Raw genomic sequence first — 22,692 nt, forward strand, 5'->3', positions numbered from 1 at the left:
TTTACTTTAAATTCCATAATTCATATAATCTTCTATGGAATTACATTTTTTTCTAAATAGCTCCTCATTTCTAAGTATTCAAAAGGGCAATTACAAATTATTATACCCTTATGTTTAACCAAGTAAAATAAAAATCCAGTTTTTCACAAGGAGAAGTGACTGCATGCAAGATATTTTAAAACTATTTCCGAGCGTTGACGGAAATGAAGAAAAACAACAACTTTTATTAGAATCTATGCAGAAAATAATTAAAAATCTTGACCAATTAAAAAATGAAGAGCGAGCTACTTTAGGTAAATGTGAGGAAAAATCAGAAGGATACTACAATGGCTTAATTCACCAAAGTCATATTCCACTAGCTGGAATCACTATGTCTGAGGTTATAGAAGAGCTAAACCAATTTATGAATGGCCATCCTTATCCAAATAAATACTACTTATCGAACGCCGTACCACTACCAAGTATTCCGTCATTATTGGGTCAACTAACCATGGCTCTTTTAAATGGTAATGGTGTTTGGGATGTCTATGGCCCAGGGGCAGCAGAAGCAGAAGTAAAAGTTGTATCCATGCTTTCAAAACTGATTGGTTATAATCCGCATAATAGCGGCGGTTATACAACATGGGGTGGACAAGGTTGTGTATTTTCGAGCTTGCGCTTAGCAATTTCTAAACAATTCCCATCAGCAAAAGAATATGGTGCTCCACAAAATGTATATTGCTTTGCTTCTGAGAATGCACATTATAGTTTATTAAAGTCAGCTGAAGCAACTGGCATTGGATCAAATCACTTAATTAAAGTGAAAACTGATCCTTATTCAAATTCTATGGATATAGATGATTTAGAGGCAAAGATGATACAAGTTATTAATAATGGTGGTATCCCCCTTTATATTCTAGCTACTATGGGGTCAACAGATACTTTTACCATTGATGATATAAAAAAAATTAAAGAGAGCGCTGAAGCAATACAAAAAAAATATAAATTAAAACCTATTTATATCCATGCGGATTCTGCAATGGGCGGATTCTATAGTTTCTTTAATAATTATAGTTTTGAAGAAAATTCACTCTCATTTGAACCTAATGTGAAAAATGCCTTACAATACGTACAAGATAAAATGCAATATATGTCCCTTGCAGATAGTGTATGTTTTGATTTTCATAAATTAGGACAAACACCTTACGCTTCAAGTATTTTAATCGTAAAAAATCATACTGATTTACAACTGATGGACATTGAACAAGATGATACACCTTATCTTGGTAATAGATCATATGGGAGTTATCATACAGGATATACTTTAGAATGTTCACGAGCTGGTAGTGCTATTCCGATGTATATCAATCTATTAGCCTTTGGAATTGAAGGATATCAAAAACTACTAGCAAATTATATCCGTGTAAATCTATTATTTAGAGAAAAGTTGCGCAAGGCCCTGCCTCAAGTCGCAATCACAAATGATTTTACATATGGACCAATTACAACTTTCCGTTTCTATATGAATGGAGATGGCCAAGAAAATTGGGAAAAAGAACGAATAGGCCTTGCAACAAAAGAAGAGATTGAGGATACAAACCGATTAAATATAGAACTATTTAATTACCTAGGAAAAAATCGCGATCAAGTATTTTTTGGTGATACAACTCGTTCTTGTGTAGTAGATGTAATAAACAGTTGTGATAGAAATCCGATTTTCACATTGAAATTCTTTTCAATCTCTCCATATACAACTGTTGAATGTATAGATGATATCGTAGAATTTCTTTATAAACATATCTCGATTGCTACTAAACAGATTTATTCATATGTTTAATAAACATTTTTGTTAGCGCTTTAATATTTAAACTTAACTAAATTAAATAAAATTATTAATCCTTTTAATTACTATTCACTATATCAGAAAAGAGGAAAAACATATGAATATAGAGCTACTAGATACACACCACGTGAATGATGCAGCACATTTACTTGCACATTCTTTTGTGAATAATGAACCTCTTGTAAGCAGTTTACAAATTCCTTTTGCTTCTTTTCACAAAATGTGCGAAGAAATGATGAAACAAGCTGTATCTCAAGCCATGTCATTTGTAGCAATAGAAAATTTTCAAATTGTTGGAGTTCTTTTAACCAAAAAAGTAACCCAGCCACTAATAGATACAGAGAAAGCGATTGAACTATGCCCGCAAATGGAACCTATTTTTCAACTTTTAGATACATTAGAGACAGAATCTATTGAGTTTTCTCATTTAGATAAAGAAAAATTGGTCTATCTAGATATGGGCGCTTGTCATCCAGATTGGATGGGAAGTGGTATAGTCACTACCCTGCTTTCACATGCCATTCAAGAAATAAGTAAAAGAGATTTTGATTTTATTGCTGCTTGTACAAATAAAATTTCTCAAAAAATCCTAAAAAAACTGTGTACGACCTATGAAATGAATGAAATAGTGTATAGTAATTTTCTTTATAAGGAAGCATACCCCTTTGCTAATACAACAACTTCCTTAACAGCTCAATTACTATATATACCTCAATCTCAATTCGTCATTAAAGCCATATAAATTTGTAAAGAAAACTAGCTGTACTTTTGTGCAGCTGCTTTTTTTTATAGAGTAAATTAGTAATAGATATTCTTACATAAGTGCTACCTTTCACACTTTAACTTCTTGGCATTCAATAGCCACTTTCTCAGTATGCCTTATTTCTTTGCTTAGCCTACCTAAAGATCCCCTTCTATTTATTTCAACATGTTTCATTATGCTTTAATTTCATATGCTCCATTATTTCATCTATACAAGTAACTTAGACACTTCTCCCTATTTAATAACTAATCTTTTACTTTTTAAGTAACGATTGATACACATCTTCCCACTCTTAAGTACTTTAAAATTTATTACCTAATAATCCCTTAACAATCCCTGTAATTCTTACAATTCTCTTTCATTTTGTTTATCTATCCATTCATCCCCCATATCCTTTATCTACCTAATCTTCCCCAACGAATCCAATGTAAAATTCATGATAAAAGGAAACAACCGTTTCATATTTAGCATTTAAGAAAAAAGAGTGAGAATTACTGGATTCCCCTTTCTTTTCATCCTTTTTAGAAGCTCTTTAAAGTCTAATTCTATTACATTCCTGCTAGGTAACATGTCTACTAATCATTAACAATTTGTATAGCTATTTGAACTACCCCCACTTTCACTTCGTTTAGAAGTGGGGGGATTCCTAAGTAAAGAGTTCTATCGAACTCTAATTGATTAGGCTATCTCCGCAGTCCTTGCGGTTAGAAGCCTTATCGCTTCATTCTTAAGATTGATACTTGCGTTAATATCCCTATCATGGTGTGTACGACAAGAAGGACAGTCCCATTCACGTAGGTTTAGATCTTTAACGTCTTTATTTTGATACCCACAACAAGAACATAATTGGCTGGAAGCAAATGTTTTCGATACGACAATGACTTGTTTGCCATACCATTTTGCTTTGTATTCTAACATGGATCGAAATTGCGACCATGATACTTCACTAATTGCTTTTGCTAACTTATGATTCTTTAACATATTCGATACTTGCAAATCCTCTATACCGATAACATCGTGGTTTTTGATGATTTCGGTTGAAATTTTGTCCAAGTAATCTTTTCTAGCATTTGATATGTATTCATGAATTCTAGCTACCTTTACTCGTTGTTTATTCCAGCGAGAAGATCCTCTCATTCTTCTAGAAAGAACACGCTGTGCTTTCGCTAACTTATCTTCTAATGATCGGGAAAAACTTCGGATTTTTATAGTGTGTTCCATTTGACAAAATAGCGAAATCTTTTAGTCCTACATCTATTCCAATGTAAGAATGTGTTTTCGGAAGTTCTTGTACTTCTGTTTCCACTAACAATGACACAAAATATCTACCAGAAGGGTTCCGTCTAACTGTAGCATTTACAATACGTCCCTCTACTTCACGACTTTTGGCAAATCGAACAAGGCCTAGTTTCGGCAACTTTATTTTGTTCCCTATAACGGCAATGTTTTCATTTGTTTGTTTTGTGGTATAAGATTGTACGTTGTTCTTCTTAGATTTAAAGCGCGGTGCGCTGTTTTGTTTTTTAAAAAAGCGCATATAAGCATCCGCAAGGTTGCGAACGGACGACTGAATCGCAATACTATCCACTTCTTTTAGCCAAACAAGCTCTTTCTTCATGGCAGGTAGTTTTGCAGAGCATGTACCATAGGTCAAGCCTTTTCCTGTCTCTTTGTATGCATGATCCCATAAGGATAAGAAATAATTGAATACAAAACGAGAACACCCAATCGTTTTGTTAATTAGAATTGCTTGTGCTTGATTTGGATAGATACGAAACTTATAGGCTTTATTCATCATTATTTGATTCACCTCCATTTCGGTATATGACTATTATACACCAAACGTACATTCGATAGATAGTGGAGTAATACTTTCTATATGTCGAACAATTAAGATGGCTTCCTGCCATCCCTTGTTCGAAGCCAATTCATCTCCCACCTACTCACTAGACTGTGACCCTTCACGCTCCTTGAGGAAGGAGTCTTCTTGGCTAAAATGATAAATAATACAAAAGTCATCACCGAAGTGCAGCTTTAAAATAAAGTTTTTGTTTAGCTACCTTTCATTTCCGAATAATATTTTTAACCCTGTTGATACTATTTCTGCAACTTAAAGTTACAAACTATTCCTGTAAGCATAGCGTTTCTTTTGTACAACGAGCAGTTAGTTTTATTAACTAGCTGCTTTGGTGTGCAAAATGAAGTTTTTGTCCAAGTTTTTCACCATTTGATAAAATAAACATAATAATAGTTAATGAACAGACATTTATAATCAATCTCCTAAGGAGCACTTTAATTAGGTGCTCCTTTCTACATATACAATTTAGATATCGTTGCGATATATAACTTTGAAGTTATCTCCATCTTTTCCCCGGCTTAACACTGTACGCGCGACTTTCATTGCATACAGCGTCCCATCTTATCCTTTTATACTAAAGCAACTAGATTACGAACAATATTGTACTCACCGATGTATTCATTCCCTTTTCTTACGAAAGGTCCCATCATCTTACTCGATCCTGTGAGTTACATATAGTTGATTTAGTTTTCAACGAATAAGACTAGGGACTATCCCTCCACATTTGTTACATGCTTCGTTGATACGTGTCCCCACCTTCACAAGAACAAATCAATTTCGGTTCGTTAGAACCGTATATGCACCTGTCTTCTAGTAGGCTTTGGTGACATTTTCTTGCTTACCACGTTCCGATTGACTTAGCTATACATATATCCTTAGGTGCTTGCTGTAAGCCTGTTATCTTTCCATCCTCATCGTTAGATGTTCCGAATTTCATATCATTTACTCTTACTTTTCGGTAGATAACATCGTCATTAACGACATACACATTTCTAATGTATTAATCCTTTAGAGCCGTACATTCTCACCATAGATATTTTGTAGCATCCCGACCTATCCATTACCATATGATTTCTCACTTAGGTTTTGTTCAGCTAACTTCACCTAGCTTCATACAATTTGTGACTATTATCATGCCTTGCATGTAGGAGTATTAGATAAGTAGTTTAAGCTCAACCTGGCGGTTTCCATTCCTACCTTCAGTCAAACAGTTGTTGTCATAAAATTAATAACCCTCCTATTTCGTATTTGCACACTTATAAGGAAACGTGTCGTGCAAATAAGAATTTTATTTAGTTTTCTAGTTACTCTGGATTCCCATAAATGCTACCAAAAACTTAAGCCTTCTATCTCATCCTAATCAAATACCATATAGCATAGCTCGATATACTCGTTATCTTCCACCCCATAATTCCGATCCATATCATTTGGAACTTTGAATAACTGATTACTAAATCATACAATATCTCCTTCATAAACCTCCTTACCATTTTTATCTTTTAAACGTGTGTATAGTAGTATTTCACAGTGATCCTGTTGATCATGAACGAATATCCAAGCACTTTATACTGCTACCACATACACTATAAGATGTTTGTAATTTACTACATTATTTGAAATTAGAGTTAGGAGGATTTAATATGGCAAATTGTACAGGTTTAGCTTGTTTTTTATTCTCTTCGTGGCCAACAGGTACAGTTGTTACAGTTACTACTAGATCAGGTCAAATTATTGGACCTGCTACTTTTTCACTGTTCTTTCCAAATCTTTGTGCGGTGGTATTGGTAGAAGAAGATGTGCTGACCCCCTCTTCAACCAATACCATATTCATAAGTTGTGAAGATATAGAAAGCGTTACTTTAACCACACCTTAAGATGATTTAAATGGTTCCAGTTCAATCTATAAAAAAGACATTCTAATGAATGTCTTTTTTATGAAAAAATCTAATCAGAATAATCACAAATGTATTATTCTATTTTATCTATCACTTCAATAATTTTCTTTAATTTAATTTTTTCCCCTTCTAAGGGTTACTTGTCTACACATCCTTCTACATACTTTCATATGATACAGTATATTGTTTAAAGGAGGGACAAATTTGTTCTTATGTAATTTATTTCGTTGTTCAGGTGGAGTATGTAGTATTTTTAAAAATTTACAACCAGGCGAAGTCGTTACTGTGACTGGTAAATCTGGAAATATTATTGGACCTGCTATTTTTACAAATTTTAACCCTAATACTTGTATCGTCACATTAGAAGAGGAAAATTCACTTACTCCTCCTACTATAAGTATTACTAAGATCAGTTGTAAAGAAATAGAAAGTGTTACGTTTAGCTCATAATATATTTTATACCTAAAGCAGGGATTGAAATATGAAACTCTTATACATTACTTCTGGTTACTCAAAAATCTATCAATATCTAGATCAAAGCATACAGAGAACACTTATCAATCAAAATTTCGAATGGTTAGCAGTACAGCCGAGTGAATTAATAGAGCAATTAGATTTCATTACAACAACGTTTCATCCTGATATTGTTTTCACCTTATTAGGTAATCATCTACCGCAAATAGCCATTCAATATTTTAAAAAAAGGAACATTAAATTAGCTGTCTGGTTAACTGAGGACCCATTTTATATAGACACTTCTCTTCTTCTATTAAATAACTTTGATTTTATATTTACTATCGATAGTGAAGCACTTAAATATTACACAAGTTTAGGATATACCAATGTATATCACTTACCATTAGCAACTAATATAGATGTATTTAAACCTGGTCTAAAAAATTCAAAATATAAAAGTGAAGTATTGTTCATTGGATACCCTTATCCAACCCGAGTAAAATTGATACAGTTTCTTTTGGAAAAAACTCCTTATCACTATACTATTATTGGTCAAAACTGGAGAAATAAGTTAATTAAAAAATGGAAAAATCACCGAAGAATTAAGATTATAGAAGAATGGATTCCACCTCAAGAAGTTGCGTTCTATTATAATAACGCTAGTCTCATATTAAATCCTCATCGTAGTTATATGTTTCCACAGAATAAAAATAAAAATAGAGTAAAAAGTAATACCATTAATAATCGTACATTTGATATCGCCGCTTGCCAAGGCTTTCAAATTATAGAAGAAAAATCTGATCTTTCATCTTTCTTCAATAAAGATGAAATTATATCCTATAACAGCTTTAATGATTGTTTAAATAAGATATCTCTTCATTTGAATGATACGATTTCAAAAGGATTAATGATCGAAAAAATTCACACAAAAGTTATTACACAACATACTTTTCATGAGAGAATCAATTTTATAACGACTATATTACAATCACAACTTAATTGATTTATTAAATTAAAAATTTCTTTTCTTTTATAATCATTCTGAATAAATTAAAATGCCTTTTCAATTTTATGAAAAGGCATTTTAATTTATCTTTTCCCGTCAGAAGACTCCCTCCTTACTTTTCCTGAAGGTGTGCTAGCACTAACAAATAGGTAGGAGATACATGTCGGTTAGCGTAAGCTAACTTGTTTGCTACTATATACTTGAAATGAAATTTTATTAGTATTTCAGTATACTCTATCAAATTAAATCCCATGAAATAGGTGTTCCTTTTTTGATATCCTTACTCGCTTTCTTTCCGAGAATTTTGGATAAGTGTTTTGGCAATAAACCATTACCTGGTCTGATAGCTTTAATATTTTCATTCGTGAATACTTCTCCCGCTTTTATGTCTTCTACAACATATAATGACCTTCTAAACTTTAAAGAGTCTTTTTCTAAATTAGTTGGTCCATAATATACATTACCTAAAGATTCCCATGCTTTTTCAGTTTCACTTACTAATAATTTAAATTCAGCAGGTTCCATTGAAAATTCAGCGTCTACACCTCCGTCAGACCTCGAGAGTGTTAAATGTTTCTCAATTACTGTGGCCCCCAAAGCAACACTTGCTACAGATACCCCTACTCCAAGTGTATGATCAGATAAACCTATTTCACATTTAAATAACTCCTTCATATGAGGTATGGTAGCTATGTTTGTAGATTTTGGTGATGCAGGATACGTACTTGTACATTTTAATAGAATTAATTCTTTACATCCCTCTTCTCTCGCAGCCCTTACTGTTTCATCTAATTCAGCAACTGAAGCCATACCTGTCGAAATGATTATTGGTTTTCCTGTTGCGGCTACTTTACGTATGAGGGGAATATCAGTATTTTCAAAAGATGCGATTTTATAACAAGAAACATTTAATGACTCTAGAAAATCTACAGCAGTTTCATCAAATGGCGTACTAAATGGTATCATTCCTAATTCTGTACAGCGATCAAAAATTGGTTTATGCCACTCCCATGGTGTATATGCTTCTTTATATAAATGATAAAGTGATTTACCTTTCCATAAGCTGTTCGTATCCTGAATTAAAAAATCACCATTTTCTATATTTAAAGTCATTGTATCAGGTGTATATGTTTGAATTTTAAATCCCTGTGCTCCAGCCTCTGCAGCCGCTTCTACAATTTGCAATGCTCTACCTAATGATTGATTATGATTCCCTGACATTTCTGCAATAATAAATGGTGGCGAGTTATTGCCAATCTCTCTACCGCCGATATATACATTACTCATGTTTTTCACCTTCAAGTTCTTTTTTTATAGCTTTTTTCCTTTCCATCCATTGCTCATAAAACAGTGTCATTTTAATGACATCGATATATTCATTACCCTTGCAAATATGGTTCACATATCTTCCATTTTCTACAAACCCAAGTTTCTGATGAAAGTTTAAACTAATCCGATTTAATTCTAATATTTCTGCACACACTTTTTGTATGCCTTTTGTTGCAAAAATAAAATCTAATGCTAATAAACCTAATACAGTTCCAGCACGTCTTACGCTTTGTTTGTCACCTATATAAAATCCCCAATAACAAGTCTGATTCATTTCGTCTATTTTTGTAAAATTAACAAATCCAATTGGTTTTTCTTTATATATTAATAATCTTGCAATCTTTGTATCATCTATTTCTAGTTTTTTATACCATTTTAAATGTTCGTCTATTGTAATTTCATGATCTTCATACATAACCGTACGTATTTCTTTTGTATTCCTCCACTGTAAAATAAGTTCTAAATCTTTCTTTTCTAGACTTTTCAATTGAAAATCCCCTATATCTAACATGCTATCCTCCTAAAATAATTTTTGCTATTTCATCTGAATTACTGGCACACTGTATAGAAAGAGCTTTATTAGACATTTCTTTCACTATATTAGAATTTGATAAAAGCTTGCTTAGACATTTCGTAATCGTTTCATCCGAAACACTTTCAGCTGTACCAATATTCCATGTAGCTCCAGCTTTCGACACAGCCTTGGTTACTTCAATTTGATTTGGAGCAGTTGTAATTGTTATAGAAGGTAATCCAAGAAAGCAGCGTTCCCAAGTGGTTGTGCCACCAGCTCCTATCCCTAAATCCGCTCGTACGATAAACTCTTCCATATTCTCTATTTGACAATAGAATGAGGCATTAGAAATATTCCTGCAATAAGATTCAATCTCTTCTTTATGGGGATTTTGACTTCCTACTACTACATCTACTTTTAAAGTATCGCTACTTATATTTTGTATAGCTCTTAATGTTTTTAATGTTTCATTCGTTGCATCATGCCCCCCAAAAAATACAAAGATGCGTTCAATCTCGCCTGTTCTTTTTCTTAAAAATTTTTTAGCAGCATGAAACTCTGGTCGTAATATGGCATATTTAGGTCCTAATTTCAATAATGATTGCTCTGGTAATAAATCTTTATAGCGAGTATTAAGGTTATCATATAAATTTTGATCTAGTAATAAATCACAGTCATGCATTCGATTTGCAAGGTCATCGATCACCATAATCTTTCTTACAGTTTTTCTTAAAGCAGACTCCCACTTTTTATCTAATCCATAATGATCCACGATTAACCAATCAAAGTTGGGAAGTTGCGACAAAATATCATCGGTCTGTTGTGCATCAACAAACCAATGATATTTTAGCCAATTTAAATAACTCCCGTGTACTGTACTTAAGAAATTCGTATTTTCACCATCTGCATCTAATAAAAACACATGAAATCCTTTATTTAAAATATATTGATGCAAATCACCTTGCAGTTTACGACAAATGAAATAAATTTGAGCGCCTTTATCCCGTAACACCTGGGCCAGTGTTAAACAACGCATAATATGACCGGTACCTATTTCAATAGATGCGTCGGCGCGAAAGGCAATTTTTTTCTCAAGCAAGCTACTCCCTCCTCACTAAAAGCGCTACAATTTATTAATTTATAATTTCGTTTCTCTATTTAGCTCATCTACTAATGATTGTTGATTTATATATTTCAGTTTCACATGACTATTGATTTGAATAAGTTCAGGATTTCCTAGGATGTAATCTTTTATTTGATGAAAAAATAAAGGTTTAGATTTTACATTCAGACTTTTATAAAGTTCATTGAACATATCTAAATCTGGTTGTTCATCTAATGTTAGCCTCCAAGTAGGGTAACGAAATGGAGGAGGGAGTTTTACTATATTGACTTGGAATAAATGGGGATTATTTATAAAATACAACGGAAGGTATTCTGCATAGGTTAAAGCTTTTTGGGTTTGTAGCAATCGTTCGATTGCCTCTAATGTAAAAATATCGCCTGCTGTTCCAACAGGTAACGTACTTAACTCTGCCTGTGTATAATCTGCACCGCTTTTCAAATGTTCATCTAGTAAAAAAGTATTGATTTCTGGTGACACAACTGGGCAATCTCCTGTAATCCGCATTACAATATTTGCATTTTCTTGTTTGGCAGCTTGGAATATGCGATCAGCAGTATTTTCTGGATCACCTCTGAAAATTTTAATCTTCCCGTCTAAATCAAATTTTTCCAAAGGATCATCTTGTGCTATATCTGAAGTAGCAAGTATGACCTGATGTTTTCCTGGAATAGCTAATGTATTTATAAGACATCTTTCAATGGAAGGAATTCCATATATCGGTAATAACGCCTTTAAAGGTAACCTAGTAGATTTTAACCGGCAAAGTACAATTATTACTACTTTTGGAGGTTCCATAACCTCTTTTGATAATGGGGTACCTGCAGACAAATTATATAAAGCTATCTGAGGTAACAATTCCTCTGCTTCAAGCTGGTTCAGTGCATTTTCAACAACATCTAGTTCCATAGCTATTTTATTAGCTGTAATAATCTCTCCTTTTTTAATATCGATTTTTGTAACAGCTCTTAACAATTTTTGATTTTGCAATCTTAATAACACCCCTTTCATTTAATGTTTAGCAACTCTATAAAACGAAAGAACTTTTCTCACCGCTTTTATTACATCCCATACATCAGCTTCTGTCATTTTCGGAAATAGAGGCAGTGTAATAATTTCCTCATATACATTTTCTGCTTGTGGACAAATACCTTTTTCATAACCTAATTTTTGATAAAACGGTTGTAAATGTACGGGTATATAGTGCACATTCACACCGATATTTTCTCTTTGTAATGCCTCGTAAATTTCTTTTCGATTGCCCTTTAATAATTTAGTATTTAAACGAATAATGTAAAGATGCCAACTTGAGTCGGTTTGGGGCAATTGCTTTGGTATGATGATTTCAGCTAGACAACTAAATTCTTTATTATAAATGTCTACATATTTCTTTCTAATCTTAATAAAAGAGTCTAATTTATTTAACTGTGATAAGCCAAGAGCAGCTTGTATATCCGTTAATCTGTAGTTGTAACCTAAGAATTGCATTTCATAATACCAAGGCCCATGATTTTCAAGAAGTTTTTGAGGATTCCTTTCAATTCCATGCGTACGGAATTGAACAAGTTTTTCATAAAACAGTGGATTATTTGTAGTAATTACTCCGCCCTCTCCGGTAGTAATATGTTTCACCGGATGGAAACTAAACATTGTCATATCACCAATAGAACCAATCTTTTTATTTTTATATGTGGCTCCTAATGCGTGGGCTGCATCTTCGATGATAATCAAATTATTTTCTTTTGCGATTTTCTTTATTGCCTCTAACTCTACAGGCTGCCCAGTAAAATGTACGGGAATGATGGCTTTTGTTTTGTTTGTAATCTTTTCCTCAATAGATTTAGGACTAATGTTATATGTTTCATTGTCAATATCTGCGAATACTGGCTTTCCTCCCTGGTATAAAATACAATTTGCACTTGCTACAAATGTCATTGGAGTTGTAATTACCTCATCTCCCTCAGTTATGCCAGCTGCATAGCAAGCAGCATGCAGAGCAGCTGTACCATTTGAAAAAGAAACAGCGTATTTTGCTCCCACATATTTCGCTATAGCCTCTTCAAACTGTTGAATCGTTGGCCCTGTTGTTAAAAAATCCCCTTTTAATACATCTACAACCGCCTGAATGTCATGTTCATCAATTTGTTGTTGACCATATGGTAAATAAGTTTCTCTAACAGGCTTTCCTCCATGTATACCGAGGATTTCCCTTACCATTATTCTTTCTCCTTAGGGTTACTTTTTAAAGATTTAATCCACTCTTCTGTTTTAATAACTCCATCTTCTAAAGAAACTTTTGGTTCCCAACTCAATATTGTTTTTGCTTTTTCATAGTTACATAATAATTTTTGAATTTCACTTTGGGGATGGATATGAGTTACATGTTGAATACTTACTTTATTTCCTGAAATCAATTCTGCTAATTTATTAATGGATATATCTTGTCCTGTTCCTGCGTTAATAATATGACCATTTGCTTTTGAAGAGTATCCTGCTGCCACAACAAAATCCGCACAATCTTCAACATATAAAAGATCTCTCGTTTGTTTCCCATCTCCATAAATATTTAGTGGTACATTATCTAATTTATTATTTATAAAAATAGCAACAACCCCACCTTCACCACCAGTTTTCTGGAATGGGCCATACGTATTAAATGGACGAATAACCACAACTGGCAGCTTGTAAGCATAATAGTAAGATAAAACCATGTTTTCAGCAGCAATTTTTGACCCAGCATATGGAGAAGCTGGTTTAATCGGGTCTAATTCTGATATTCCTTGTATATTAGTAGCTTTATCGTATACCATACACGTACTCATAAAGACCATTTTGACATTATGCTTATGACATTGTTCTAACAAATTAAAAGTACCTACTGTATCATTTTCAAAAGTTGTTCTAGCATCGTCTATACTATCTTGAACATTAATACTCGCTGCTAAATGATAACAAAGGTCAAATGAATTATTTTCAAATAATTGAGCAACTAATTTTTTATCTTTAATATCTCCCTGAATGCATTGTTTTAAATTTAGATCGTGTGCAAACTCGGTAATATTTGCAGTAGTTGAATTTGCTAAGTTGTCTAATATCCATACTTCATGCTTATCCTGCAATAATCTCTTTACAACCCACCTACCAATAAAACCTGCACCACCAGTTACTAATATTTTCATAGTTTCTCCCCTCCTGTTAATAGCTGCTGGTTTAATATTAAATTTCTAAGCTCTTCTTTTGAAATAGCATTTTGATTATCAGAACGGTAAAACCCTGCCTTCGCCCTTTTTGCATTTTCATATTGAGCACCCTTTTTTAATGGGCTAGGAATGATAAACATATCTGGTAATTCAAAAGCCTGTAAAGATTCATCATGTGTCATAAGTTCTTCATACATTTTTTCACCAGGTTTTAACCCAATTTCTTCAATTTTAATATTCTCCTTGGGCAATCCATATAACTTTGTAACTTCTTCTATCATCACTTCACTTAAATCGTTTAATGAAATAACTGGCATTTTTAATATAAAAGTTTCACCACCCTTTGCTATTTTCATTGCTTCAATTGTTAACATAGTTGCTTGGGTCAGTGTCATCATAAATCTACTCATACTAAGATCCGTTACAGTTATTTTTTGGTTTTCTTTAATTTGATTTTCAAATAAAGGAATGACAGAGCCTCTTGACCCCATAACATTTCCGAAGCGAACACTTGCAAATATCGTTTCACTTGAACCTTTTGAATATTCCGCTGACGTAATCAATCTTTCAGCAGTCAATTTTGTTGCACCGTAATTATTTGTTGGTGAAATCGCTTTATCAGAACTTGTAAAAACTACCTTTTTTACTTTCTGAGCAATTGCCGCTTTTATTACATTTTGTGTTCCAAAAATATTGGTCAAAACTGCTTCAAACGGATTATATTCACAAAACGAAACATGCTTCATCGCTGCCACATGGAACACATAATCAATATTTTCCATTGCACTATATAATCGATCGTAATTTCGAATATCCCCAATTAAATAGCGAATATTTTGATTTCTCCCCCTGAGTTCTTCTTGTAATAAAAATTGATTATATTCACTTCTACTAAAAATCCTTACAACTTTGGGCTTTTCTTCTAGAATATTAGAAAGAATGCTCTTTCCAATTGTTCCTGTTCCACCAATAATTAAAATGTTTTTATCTTTAAAAAACATATAAATGCATACCTCCTCTTATTGAAATAATTTTTAGTCAAGAAAACTCTTTTCTCAATTTGTATGTAGTGCTATTGCACCAACAAATAGGTGGGAGATAAATTAGCTTTTTGAATAGCAAAACATACGATGCTGTTTTATATTTTTTGTACAGGTTGCTCATTGAAAACTGAAAATATGAGGTTGTTTAAGGAGTTATCTTTGGTTGAAATGAAGACATTTTTTTCAAACTCTAACTACAACTGCGTTTCTTCTATTGGCTCAATGGACAGTTGTTTATAAAAATTATTTACTTCATATTATTTTTTACATCATCGTCTAAATATTGATAAAAATTACTCAGTAATGGCAAACGGATATTATAATGGTTTAGCTCAGAAAAAACATTTATATATTCTAGATTTTGCGCCTAGTAATTCCCAAATAGATATCACTCAACATTTCACCCTCTTTTTCTTCTTAAGTCTTCTCTTAATTCTTTACATGTTCTTTGTGGCGGTAATAATTGTACAAATTCATTTTTTTCTTCTGCAAATAACTGCGAATGTATTGAATGTGAAGTAATATAATTGATATCTAAAATTTCATCTAAAGGATGAAAATCCCAATAATGATTTAATCTCCAAAAAAAACGTGCATCTCCTATACGATAAAATTGAGGATCTTCATCCCAGTATGAATTCCACCTTTTTTCAAGAATCGGTAAAACAGAGGCTCTATGCATAATAGAACAATGATCAATTGTACATGGAGCATTATTAGTAATTTTTTTGGCAGCTCTTTCAACAGTTTTAATAGGCAAATCTGATTCATCTAGATGAATCGTTTTTGATGCAGAATAAATAATTTGAACATCTTTATTCTCATCAAGATAACTAGACATCTTTTTGAGTCGTTCTTTTTCATATTGATTATCATCAGTAATATAAGTAATATACTCCCCCTTCGCATGCTTAAGAGCCTCATTAATTAGAGCCGCATATCTGACTTTTTTTGTCCGTTCAGAAATATGGACCACATTACTTTTATAAAAATGTATATTTTCCTTATTTATAAATGGTTGAATTACCTTCTGGGTCATTTCATTAGAATTATCATCCATGATAAAAAGCTCAAAATCTTGAAAAGTTTGGTTTAATACACTTAATATCGATTTTTCAACAAACGTAGGCTTATTGTAACTTGTCATTATAACTGAAATTTTAGGCAAATATTCCTCTCCTCCTTATAACCAAATATAAAAACAGTTACGTTATTATATAAACAGAAAGGACAATCCGTTCCGATAATTTTAAAAAAAATTTATATATATTAAAGTCTATAGCAGCGTTTATATTTATCTATATATCTCTTTTTACTCCACTATAGTCCATACCATTTCTATGAAAAGGTAATAAACTATCCAAGTACAAAAAAGAATGTATCAATAAAGGTTTATTATTATCTATTAGACTTCGCTAGAAAAAACATTCAATATTCTCAGAAGAGGTGACGATTTTGCAACCCCTAATTTCAATTATCCTTACTAGCTATAATAAGCCATCATTAATTAATCAAGTTATTGAAAGTGTCCTAATGCAAACTTATAAAGAATGGGAACTTTTTATTATGGATGATAACTCTTGTCCAGAAACTATAAATATTATAAAAAATTATTTAGATGACCCTCGAATTTATTATGAAAATAGTTTTATACAAGATAATGAGAGATATAAAACCACAAGATATGCAACTCTCATCAATAAGGCACTTCCATTAACACGTGGGGAGTATATTTGCTATTTAACGGACGATACTATGTACGTTCCAAACAGATTAGCTGAAATGTTATCTTTCTTAGAAAAACAACCTGAAATAGATATAGTGTACTCTTCTCAATACGTAAAATATGTTGATTATAATCTACAACCTATTCATGAATATGTAAGAGAAGCTTCAAAAATTTTATATACAGCTGCAAATGTTGTGGATCACTGTTCAGTTATGCATACTAGAAGAATATTATTAAAGGTTTATGAAAAATACTGTGAATATTGGGATACAAATCCTTTATATTGGTTTGTTGGAGATGCGATGTTTTGGAAACGCCTAAATACATTCCAGCCTTTTTATCCCATTAACAAAGTGCTCGATATTACTTTTAAAACACCATTTTCCTTCCAAAATTTATATGCTAACCTCCCTTCCAAAGATTTAAATGGTATTTTGTTTAGCAATTCACAAGGTGAAGTATTTTTAATTGATAATTATAAACGTAGGCTTATATCGAAAGAAATGCTTTCCTACTTCAAATATAATCAAAATGAAATTGTCTCAATCCCTGATCCCTTTATCTACAAATATACTGAAGGTCCTCCCATAACCCTTACTGAATCAATCCCAAATTTACGGGTTGTGCAAAACGAAAAAGAAGAATTATTTTATATAGAAAATAATCAAAAACGTCCATTCATTAACACCATAGCATTTCGCAAATTAAAATTTTCAAATCAAGAAATTATTAAAGTTTCAAAAAGTAGTTTAGATAAATTTTCAGATGGACCACCTATTTATCCGAATTTATCTCATTACACGATTCTACCCGAAGGAAAAGTATTTATCTATCATCACAATTATTTCATAATGACAGATTACATGCTTCATCCAATAGATAAAGACATATTGCAAAAACTATATTTATTAAAGAACTGTATACCAATTTCAAAAACTAGTTTATCCTTCTTTAAGATTGGTCCTCCTATTTCATCATACCCCTCTCACTTAGCTAAAGAATACCAAGAAGAATGATATAAGAGGATAGTACCAATAAGAGATATTGCTTCAAAAAATAAACATGATACAAATTGTATTTTTTCATTTTCCATTAATATTTTGGTACAATTTTGGAAATAACCTTCTTAAAATACCTAAATCATATTAACAAAGGTTTTCAATGAGTTGCACTAACTCAAAAATAAAAGTCAGTCTCAATAAAGAGAAATGACTTCTATCTATATCAAATACTTCCTTAAAATTAGGGAATTTTACAGAATAACAAAGTATTTGTAACGATAAATTTATCAATATAATATAACATTATTAACGAAGGCTCTTTTCACTTCTAGATTGTCAAATTCTCACTATAACTAAAAAATCTTCTCATCTTATATAAAATGAGAAGATTTTTTCAGTGGAAAGGTTTCTTGTTACATCCTTGACTTTCTAGCGATGTTTTACCACGATGTCCAGCCACCATCAATGCAAATATTTTGCCCCGTTACATAGCTTGAAGCATTAGATGCAAGAAAAACAATCAACCCTTGTAATTCCTGGGGATTTCCAATACGACCTAGCGCTGTTTTTTTCTTTAAATTTCGAATAAATTCTTTATTTTTCTGAACTTCTGTATTAGGAAATGGACCTGGAGAGATAGAATTTGCTCTAATTCCTTTTAAACCATAGTGACACGCAAGATACCGAGTAAACTGTATGATAGCAGCTTTTCCTGCTCCATAATTCGGAGGATTATTAAAGCCTGAATCGCCATAAATAGAAGGGTCTGGGGAAACAACACCATACATTGAAGAGATATTAATAATATTTCCTTTATTCTTCGGTAGCATATATTGTAATGCCTTTTTAGTAACCCGAAACACATTATTTATAGAACCATCAATTCCTGTTTCCCACTCCGATTCTGTCATTTCTTCAATAGTCTTTCCTGCTCCAAAGTAAGCATTATTAATAAGAATGTCTATCTTATTATCTGAATTATAAATCTCCTCAAATGTATGGTTTATTGATTTACTATCTGAAACATCTAGAGCATATCCCTGACATTTCACATTATATTTTTGATTTAACTGATCAGCTAAATTCATACATTTTTCTTTGCTTCTACTAACTATCATAACGTTTGCACCATACTTAGCCAGCCCTTCAGAAATTGCAGAACCAAGATAACCAGATCCACCAGTAACAATTGCATTCTGGCCTTTTAAACTAAATAATTCATGTTGATTCATTATTCACCCTCCATAAGTTCGGATTAATAATTATCTCAGGTATATCCTTAAATAATTTCTTTGCAGTATTAAGAACTTTCTCTTCTAATAAAGGTGAATTACAGATTTGAATATTTTCTTTTAATTGATCTACTGTTTCACATCCAATAATAATCTTATCAACTTCTTTCAATTCTCGAACAAATAATAAAGCCAATTGCGCTCTACTTAAATTGAATTCCTGAGCTAAAAACTCAAATTCTTTTATTGGTTTTTTAGCGATTTGTAAATAATCGGGAATTTTTTCCGTATCCATTAATAGCAACCCTTGAAGATATGGGCTTCTAGCATGTATTTCTATTCCTTTTGTTTTCAGCTTTTGTAGTAGGCCTGAACAAATTAGACGTTGATCAAATATATTTAAAGGAACTTGAATCATATCAAAACAATCAAATTCCAAAAACCGCTTAACTTCATCAGGTGTATAAACGGATACACCAATCTTTTTGATTACTCCCCCTAATTTCAATGTATTTAATTTTTGAATGATATATCCATTATGTGAAACCATATTTTTAGAATCATGTAACAGGCAACAGTCTATAATATTTGTTTTCAAATTCATCATAGATTGTTTAATATATTTATCAATTAAGCTATCTAAATGCTCAATACCAATATTTTCAGAATCAATCATAGGTATTTTAGTTACAACCTGAAAATTTTTTTCTGTTGTTTTGCTTGAGACATATTCACCTATAATAACTTCACTATTTCCATAAGAAGACGCTGTATCTAACACATCTATACCATTATTTATAGCATATTTGATGATATTTAAAGCCTCTTCCCTATCAGGTTTACCCATTATATTTCCTATTCCATAATGAAGACCCAGCTGAACAGTACCTAATGCTAATTTCATAGAGCACCTCCATAATAACCACTTAGGCTAGTTAGATATTTTAAACAGAATGACAATATATATTTACATTGAACTGCCCCTACCTTCACTCCATTTAAAGGAGGAGCTCTTCTCCTTCACATGATAAAGATTTCTTATTTATTTTTAGTTATCAAGATTGCGTATAAAAATGTTGATGTAAAGAGAATAAAGCCTAAAATTTTTGGGCCGAATGTATATAGAATCTGTGGCATTTTCTATACGTACGATACGACAAAGAAAAAATGGATTTATCTTTTATATCCTTATGAAATCGAAAATCAAATTCGTTCCTATAGGCTCCTTCGTACAACAAGGCAGACCTTACTGACCGCAAATAGCGGGATAAAGCAGGTAAATAGTATCCTGCCCAGTATATGAAAGTGACTGCTATTTGGTACAAATGATTTTGGATCTCGAATAATTAAAAGCTCACTTAAAGAATGCTACGGTGATGCGATTGCACACTCTAATACATTAATGGAAAACTACTACTTGATATTTCTCTGATGGAAATCAAAACAAATATTTCCCATTTTCCCAATAATAATTTTAAAAAATAATTATTTCACGTTCTAAATTCGTTTCTTGATTCATACGTTATTAAAGTTGTTGAAAAATAAAAAAGCGAAAGATTTAAAATATGATCCAAATGATCCAGATGATGTTTAAGAGAGGTAGGTATATCTTCTCCTAAATAAACACTGCAGCTGCTATAGCATGTGATTATTTACACTTCACTTCTGTTTAAACATTTCTAAATAAAAAATCTTGCTAACAATTCCTTACAAATACACTTAAGAAATTACATTCTATACAACTGCTGCAATTTTGTAGTTACCTTGAGAAAGGACAGATTGCTGATGCAGAAATTTAATATTAATAGGAAGCTAATTGGTGATGATTCATCAGTTTTTGTAATTGCCGAGGCCGGAATTAATCATGCAGGTTCATTTATTGAGGCGAAAAAAATGGTCGATGTTGCCAACTCAAGTATGGCTGATGCAGTTACTTTTCAGCATATAGCCTATAATGACATTGATTGTAGAAAATCTTCTAAGACCAAATTAGATTGGGATAAATGGAGATTATCAGACGAACAGATTATCGAATTGTTTGATACTGCACATAGATTGGGATTATCTACGACGGCTTGTGTAGTAGATTTTAAGTCTCTTGAGTTTATTGTCAAGTCAGGTGCTGACTTTCTTAAAATAGTTAGCGGGGATATTACATGCCATCCCTTTTTGGCTGAATGTGCAAAAACTGGTTTACCTATATTTCTTTCTACTGGAAGTGCATTGTTATCTGAAATAGAAGCTGCTTTAGAAGTGATTGAAAAATCAGGTGGAAAAAATGTCGTTGTATATCAAACTAATACTAAATATCCGACTCCACCTAATGAAGTTGATCTTAGAGTAATGGAGACACTAAAAAAATTTAATTATCCAGTAGGCTTCTGTGATCACACTGCAGGAACAGCTATCTCCTTAGCAGCAGTGACGTTAGGTGCTCACGTTATAGAAAAGCACTTCAGTTTAGACGCTACAATAAAAAGACCTGACTATGAAGTTTCTATTAATCCTCATGAACTAAATCAATTTGTAACTGATATACGTAATATTAAAAAAGCAATGGGTGTGCCGATAAAGCGCCGGCATACGGATGATGCAAATTTTATATTAACTCGTAGGTCCTTGGTAGCTTGTAGTGATATGACTAAAGGTACAAAAATCCAATGGAGTGATTTAACATATAAGCGCCCTGGAACAGGTACCCAACCTTCAGAAGCTAAGAATTTTATAGGTAGAACTTTAAAATATGATGTAAGTAAAGATGATCAATTATATGAAGATATGTTGGAGGAGATTTAATGAATAAAATTGAAAGACGTACCGCATTAGTGTTAGCTAGTTCTGATGGACTTGGCTTAGCAGTTGCTAAAAGATTATACTTTGATGGACATAATGTAATTATTACAAGTAGAAGTGAAAAATTAGAAAAAGCTAAAAAAGAAATTTGTGATATTGGTAGTAAAGGAGAAGTTCTAGCAATCCCATCCGACGTAACTAGCATCGAGGATTTAAATAAACTTATTATGCAAGGAAAAAAGCAACTGGGGAATATTGATATTTTATTTACAAATGTGGCTGGTCCTAAAGCTGGAACGATAGAGGATTTAACTATTGAAGATTTCTGTAAAGCACACAATGATCTGTTATTGCCCGTCATTTATTTAACTAAACAATTAATTCCTGATATGTCTTCTCGTAAGTGGGGAAGAATTATTATAAATTCTTCTCTTACTGCAAAAGAGCCTTCAAAAATGCTTACCTTATCAAACATATATAGGGCTGGACTAGCTTCTCTTTCTAAAACTCTTTCTCATCAATACGCTAGTTATGGAGTTACAGTTAATACTGTTGGACCTGGTTCTTTCAAAACTGCTCGCGCATTAGAATTATTAAATGAAATGTCTAAAACACAAAAGCGAAATGTTGAAGATATCGAATTAGAAATCACAAAAAATTTACCAATGAAGAGATATAATGACCCAATAGAATTTGGTAATGTTGTAGCTTTTTTAGCTAGTGATGCTGCAAGTGCTATTACAGGTACTTTTATTCCAATTGATGGTGGAATTTCTCATGGGATATTCTAGATAAGTAGATATTTTACTATTATCCCAAAGTACTAAATGCTGAGATCGAGGTTTTTTTATATTGTGATCTCTTCTATTGGTAAAGCAAGTTTTTTATAAAATTCAACTGGAACCATTCGATCAGGTGTTAAACTCAT

19 protein-coding genes and 2 pseudogenes are annotated in these 22,692 nt (G+C 32.2%); 8 read left to right on the forward strand and 13 right to left on the reverse strand.

Going from position 1 to position 22,692, the window contains the following annotated elements; translation table 11 throughout:
- The first annotated feature begins 163 nt into the window (after positions 1–163).
- Positions 164–1,816, forward strand: a complete 1,653-nt coding sequence (locus EBQ15_RS19315; RefSeq protein WP_001152300.1) for a pyridoxal phosphate-dependent decarboxylase family protein — start codon at positions 164–166, stop codon at positions 1,814–1,816.
- Positions 1,817–1,919: 103 nt separating this feature from the next.
- The gene (locus tag EBQ15_RS19320) at positions 1,920–2,564 is read left to right on the forward strand and encodes a GNAT family N-acetyltransferase (protein ID WP_001019444.1); all 645 of its coding nucleotides are present in this window, start codon (positions 1,920–1,922) and stop codon (positions 2,562–2,564) included.
- 699 nt (positions 2,565–3,263) lie between these two features.
- Here EBQ15_RS19320 and tnpB read toward each other — a convergent pair.
- Together tnpB and EBQ15_RS32080 are read right to left on the reverse strand one after the other, a co-directional pair.
- Positions 3,264–4,383: pseudogene (gene tnpB, locus EBQ15_RS19325) on the reverse strand (IS200/IS605 family element RNA-guided endonuclease TnpB).
- Positions 4,384–5,898: 1,515 nt separating this feature from the next.
- A complete protein-coding gene (locus tag EBQ15_RS32080; protein ID WP_082182441.1) occupies positions 5,899–5,997 on the reverse strand; it encodes a YopX family protein in 99 nt (32 codons plus the stop codon).
- Positions 5,998–6,083: 86 nt separating this feature from the next.
- On the opposite strand from EBQ15_RS32080, the gene EBQ15_RS19335 reads away from it, so the two are divergent.
- The 3 genes from EBQ15_RS19335 to EBQ15_RS19345 all read left to right on the forward strand — a co-directional run bounded on the left by EBQ15_RS19335 (position 6,084) and on the right by EBQ15_RS19345 (position 7,797).
- The gene (locus EBQ15_RS19335) at positions 6,084–6,317 is read left to right on the forward strand and encodes a hypothetical protein (protein ID WP_001262468.1); all 234 of its coding nucleotides are present in this window, start codon (positions 6,084–6,086) and stop codon (positions 6,315–6,317) included.
- A 225-nt stretch (positions 6,318–6,542) separates the two neighbouring features.
- Positions 6,543–6,788 (forward strand): hypothetical protein, encoded by a 246-nt coding sequence (locus EBQ15_RS19340; protein ID WP_000477974.1) that lies wholly within the window; start codon positions 6,543–6,545, stop codon positions 6,786–6,788.
- Between the two features lie 31 nt (positions 6,789–6,819).
- A complete protein-coding gene (locus tag EBQ15_RS19345; protein ID WP_000772276.1) occupies positions 6,820–7,797 on the forward strand; it encodes a CgeB family protein in 978 nt (325 codons plus the stop codon).
- Between the two features lie 240 nt (positions 7,798–8,037).
- Here the strand turns inward: EBQ15_RS19345 and pseI are convergent, their stop codons facing one another.
- The 9 genes and pseudogenes from pseI to EBQ15_RS19390 form a co-directional block, all read right to left on the reverse strand.
- On the reverse strand, positions 8,038–9,087 hold the full coding sequence (gene pseI, locus EBQ15_RS19350) for a pseudaminic acid synthase (protein ID WP_000073378.1): 1,050 nt from the start codon (positions 9,085–9,087) through the stop codon (positions 8,038–8,040).
- On the reverse strand, positions 9,080–9,640 hold the full coding sequence (gene pseH / locus EBQ15_RS19355) for a UDP-4-amino-4,6-dideoxy-N-acetyl-beta-L-altrosamine N-acetyltransferase (RefSeq protein ID WP_000884117.1): 561 nt from the start codon (positions 9,638–9,640) through the stop codon (positions 9,080–9,082). The genes pseI and pseH overlap by 8 nt, the downstream gene beginning before the upstream one ends.
- A gap of 1 nt (position 9,641) precedes the next feature.
- Entirely contained in the window at positions 9,642–10,742 is a 1,101-nt protein-coding gene (gene pseG / locus EBQ15_RS19360) for a UDP-2,4-diacetamido-2,4,6-trideoxy-beta-L-altropyranose hydrolase (protein ID WP_000890387.1), read from the reverse strand.
- A gap of 39 nt (positions 10,743–10,781) precedes the next feature.
- On the reverse strand, positions 10,782–11,777 hold the full coding sequence (locus EBQ15_RS19365; protein WP_002001848.1) for a cytidylyltransferase domain-containing protein: 996 nt from the start codon (positions 11,775–11,777) through the stop codon (positions 10,782–10,784).
- Positions 11,778–12,983 carry a UDP-4-amino-4,6-dideoxy-N-acetyl-beta-L-altrosamine transaminase gene (gene pseC / locus EBQ15_RS19370; protein WP_000251219.1) on the reverse strand — a complete coding sequence of 402 codons (1,206 nt, stop codon included), beginning with the start codon at positions 12,981–12,983 and terminating at the stop codon, positions 11,778–11,780.
- Positions 12,983–13,945, reverse strand: coding sequence for a dTDP-glucose 4,6-dehydratase (locus tag EBQ15_RS19375; protein ID WP_000699379.1), 963 nt, complete (start codon positions 13,943–13,945; stop codon positions 12,983–12,985). Before EBQ15_RS19375 ends, pseC begins: the two co-directional genes overlap by 1 nt.
- Complete coding sequence (locus EBQ15_RS19380; RefSeq protein ID WP_000465151.1) at positions 13,942–14,967, reverse strand: SDR family NAD(P)-dependent oxidoreductase; 1,026 nt, start codon at positions 14,965–14,967, stop codon at positions 13,942–13,944. Before EBQ15_RS19380 ends, EBQ15_RS19375 begins: the two co-directional genes overlap by 4 nt.
- Before the next feature lie 239 nt (positions 14,968–15,206).
- Positions 15,207–15,408, reverse strand: a pseudogene (locus EBQ15_RS19385) (CDP-glycerol glycerophosphotransferase family protein); the annotation flags it as partial.
- A 1-nt stretch (position 15,409) separates the two neighbouring features.
- A complete protein-coding gene (locus EBQ15_RS19390) occupies positions 15,410–16,177 on the reverse strand; it encodes a glycosyltransferase family 2 protein (protein WP_001124414.1) in 768 nt (255 codons plus the stop codon).
- Between the two features lie 287 nt (positions 16,178–16,464).
- Between EBQ15_RS19390 and EBQ15_RS19395 the strand changes: the two genes are divergently transcribed.
- Positions 16,465–17,754, forward strand: coding sequence for a glycosyltransferase family 2 protein (locus EBQ15_RS19395; protein ID WP_001182746.1), 1,290 nt, complete (start codon positions 16,465–16,467; stop codon positions 17,752–17,754).
- Between the two features lie 425 nt (positions 17,755–18,179).
- On the opposite strand, the gene EBQ15_RS19400 is transcribed toward EBQ15_RS19395, so the two are convergent.
- The gene (locus EBQ15_RS19400; protein WP_001071530.1) at positions 18,180–18,971 is read right to left on the reverse strand and encodes an SDR family oxidoreductase; all 792 of its coding nucleotides are present in this window, start codon (positions 18,969–18,971) and stop codon (positions 18,180–18,182) included.
- Entirely contained in the window at positions 18,958–19,875 is a 918-nt protein-coding gene (locus EBQ15_RS19405) for an aldo/keto reductase (protein WP_000761598.1), read from the reverse strand. The genes EBQ15_RS19400 and EBQ15_RS19405 overlap by 14 nt, the downstream gene beginning before the upstream one ends.
- A gap of 881 nt (positions 19,876–20,756) precedes the next feature.
- Here EBQ15_RS19405 and EBQ15_RS19410 point away from each other — a divergent pair.
- Positions 20,757–21,767 (forward strand): N-acetylneuraminate synthase family protein, encoded by a 1,011-nt coding sequence (locus EBQ15_RS19410; RefSeq protein WP_001168998.1) that lies wholly within the window; start codon positions 20,757–20,759, stop codon positions 21,765–21,767.
- The gene (locus EBQ15_RS19415) at positions 21,767–22,555 is read left to right on the forward strand and encodes an SDR family oxidoreductase (protein ID WP_001033154.1); all 789 of its coding nucleotides are present in this window, start codon (positions 21,767–21,769) and stop codon (positions 22,553–22,555) included. Before EBQ15_RS19410 ends, EBQ15_RS19415 begins: the two co-directional genes overlap by 1 nt.
- Positions 22,556–22,692 lie beyond the last annotated feature (137 nt).

Origin of the sequence: Bacillus sp. 2D03 (assembly GCF_003946765.1) — a bacterium.
Lineage (GTDB): Bacteria > Bacillota > Bacilli > Bacillales > Bacillaceae_G > Bacillus_A > Bacillus_A cereus.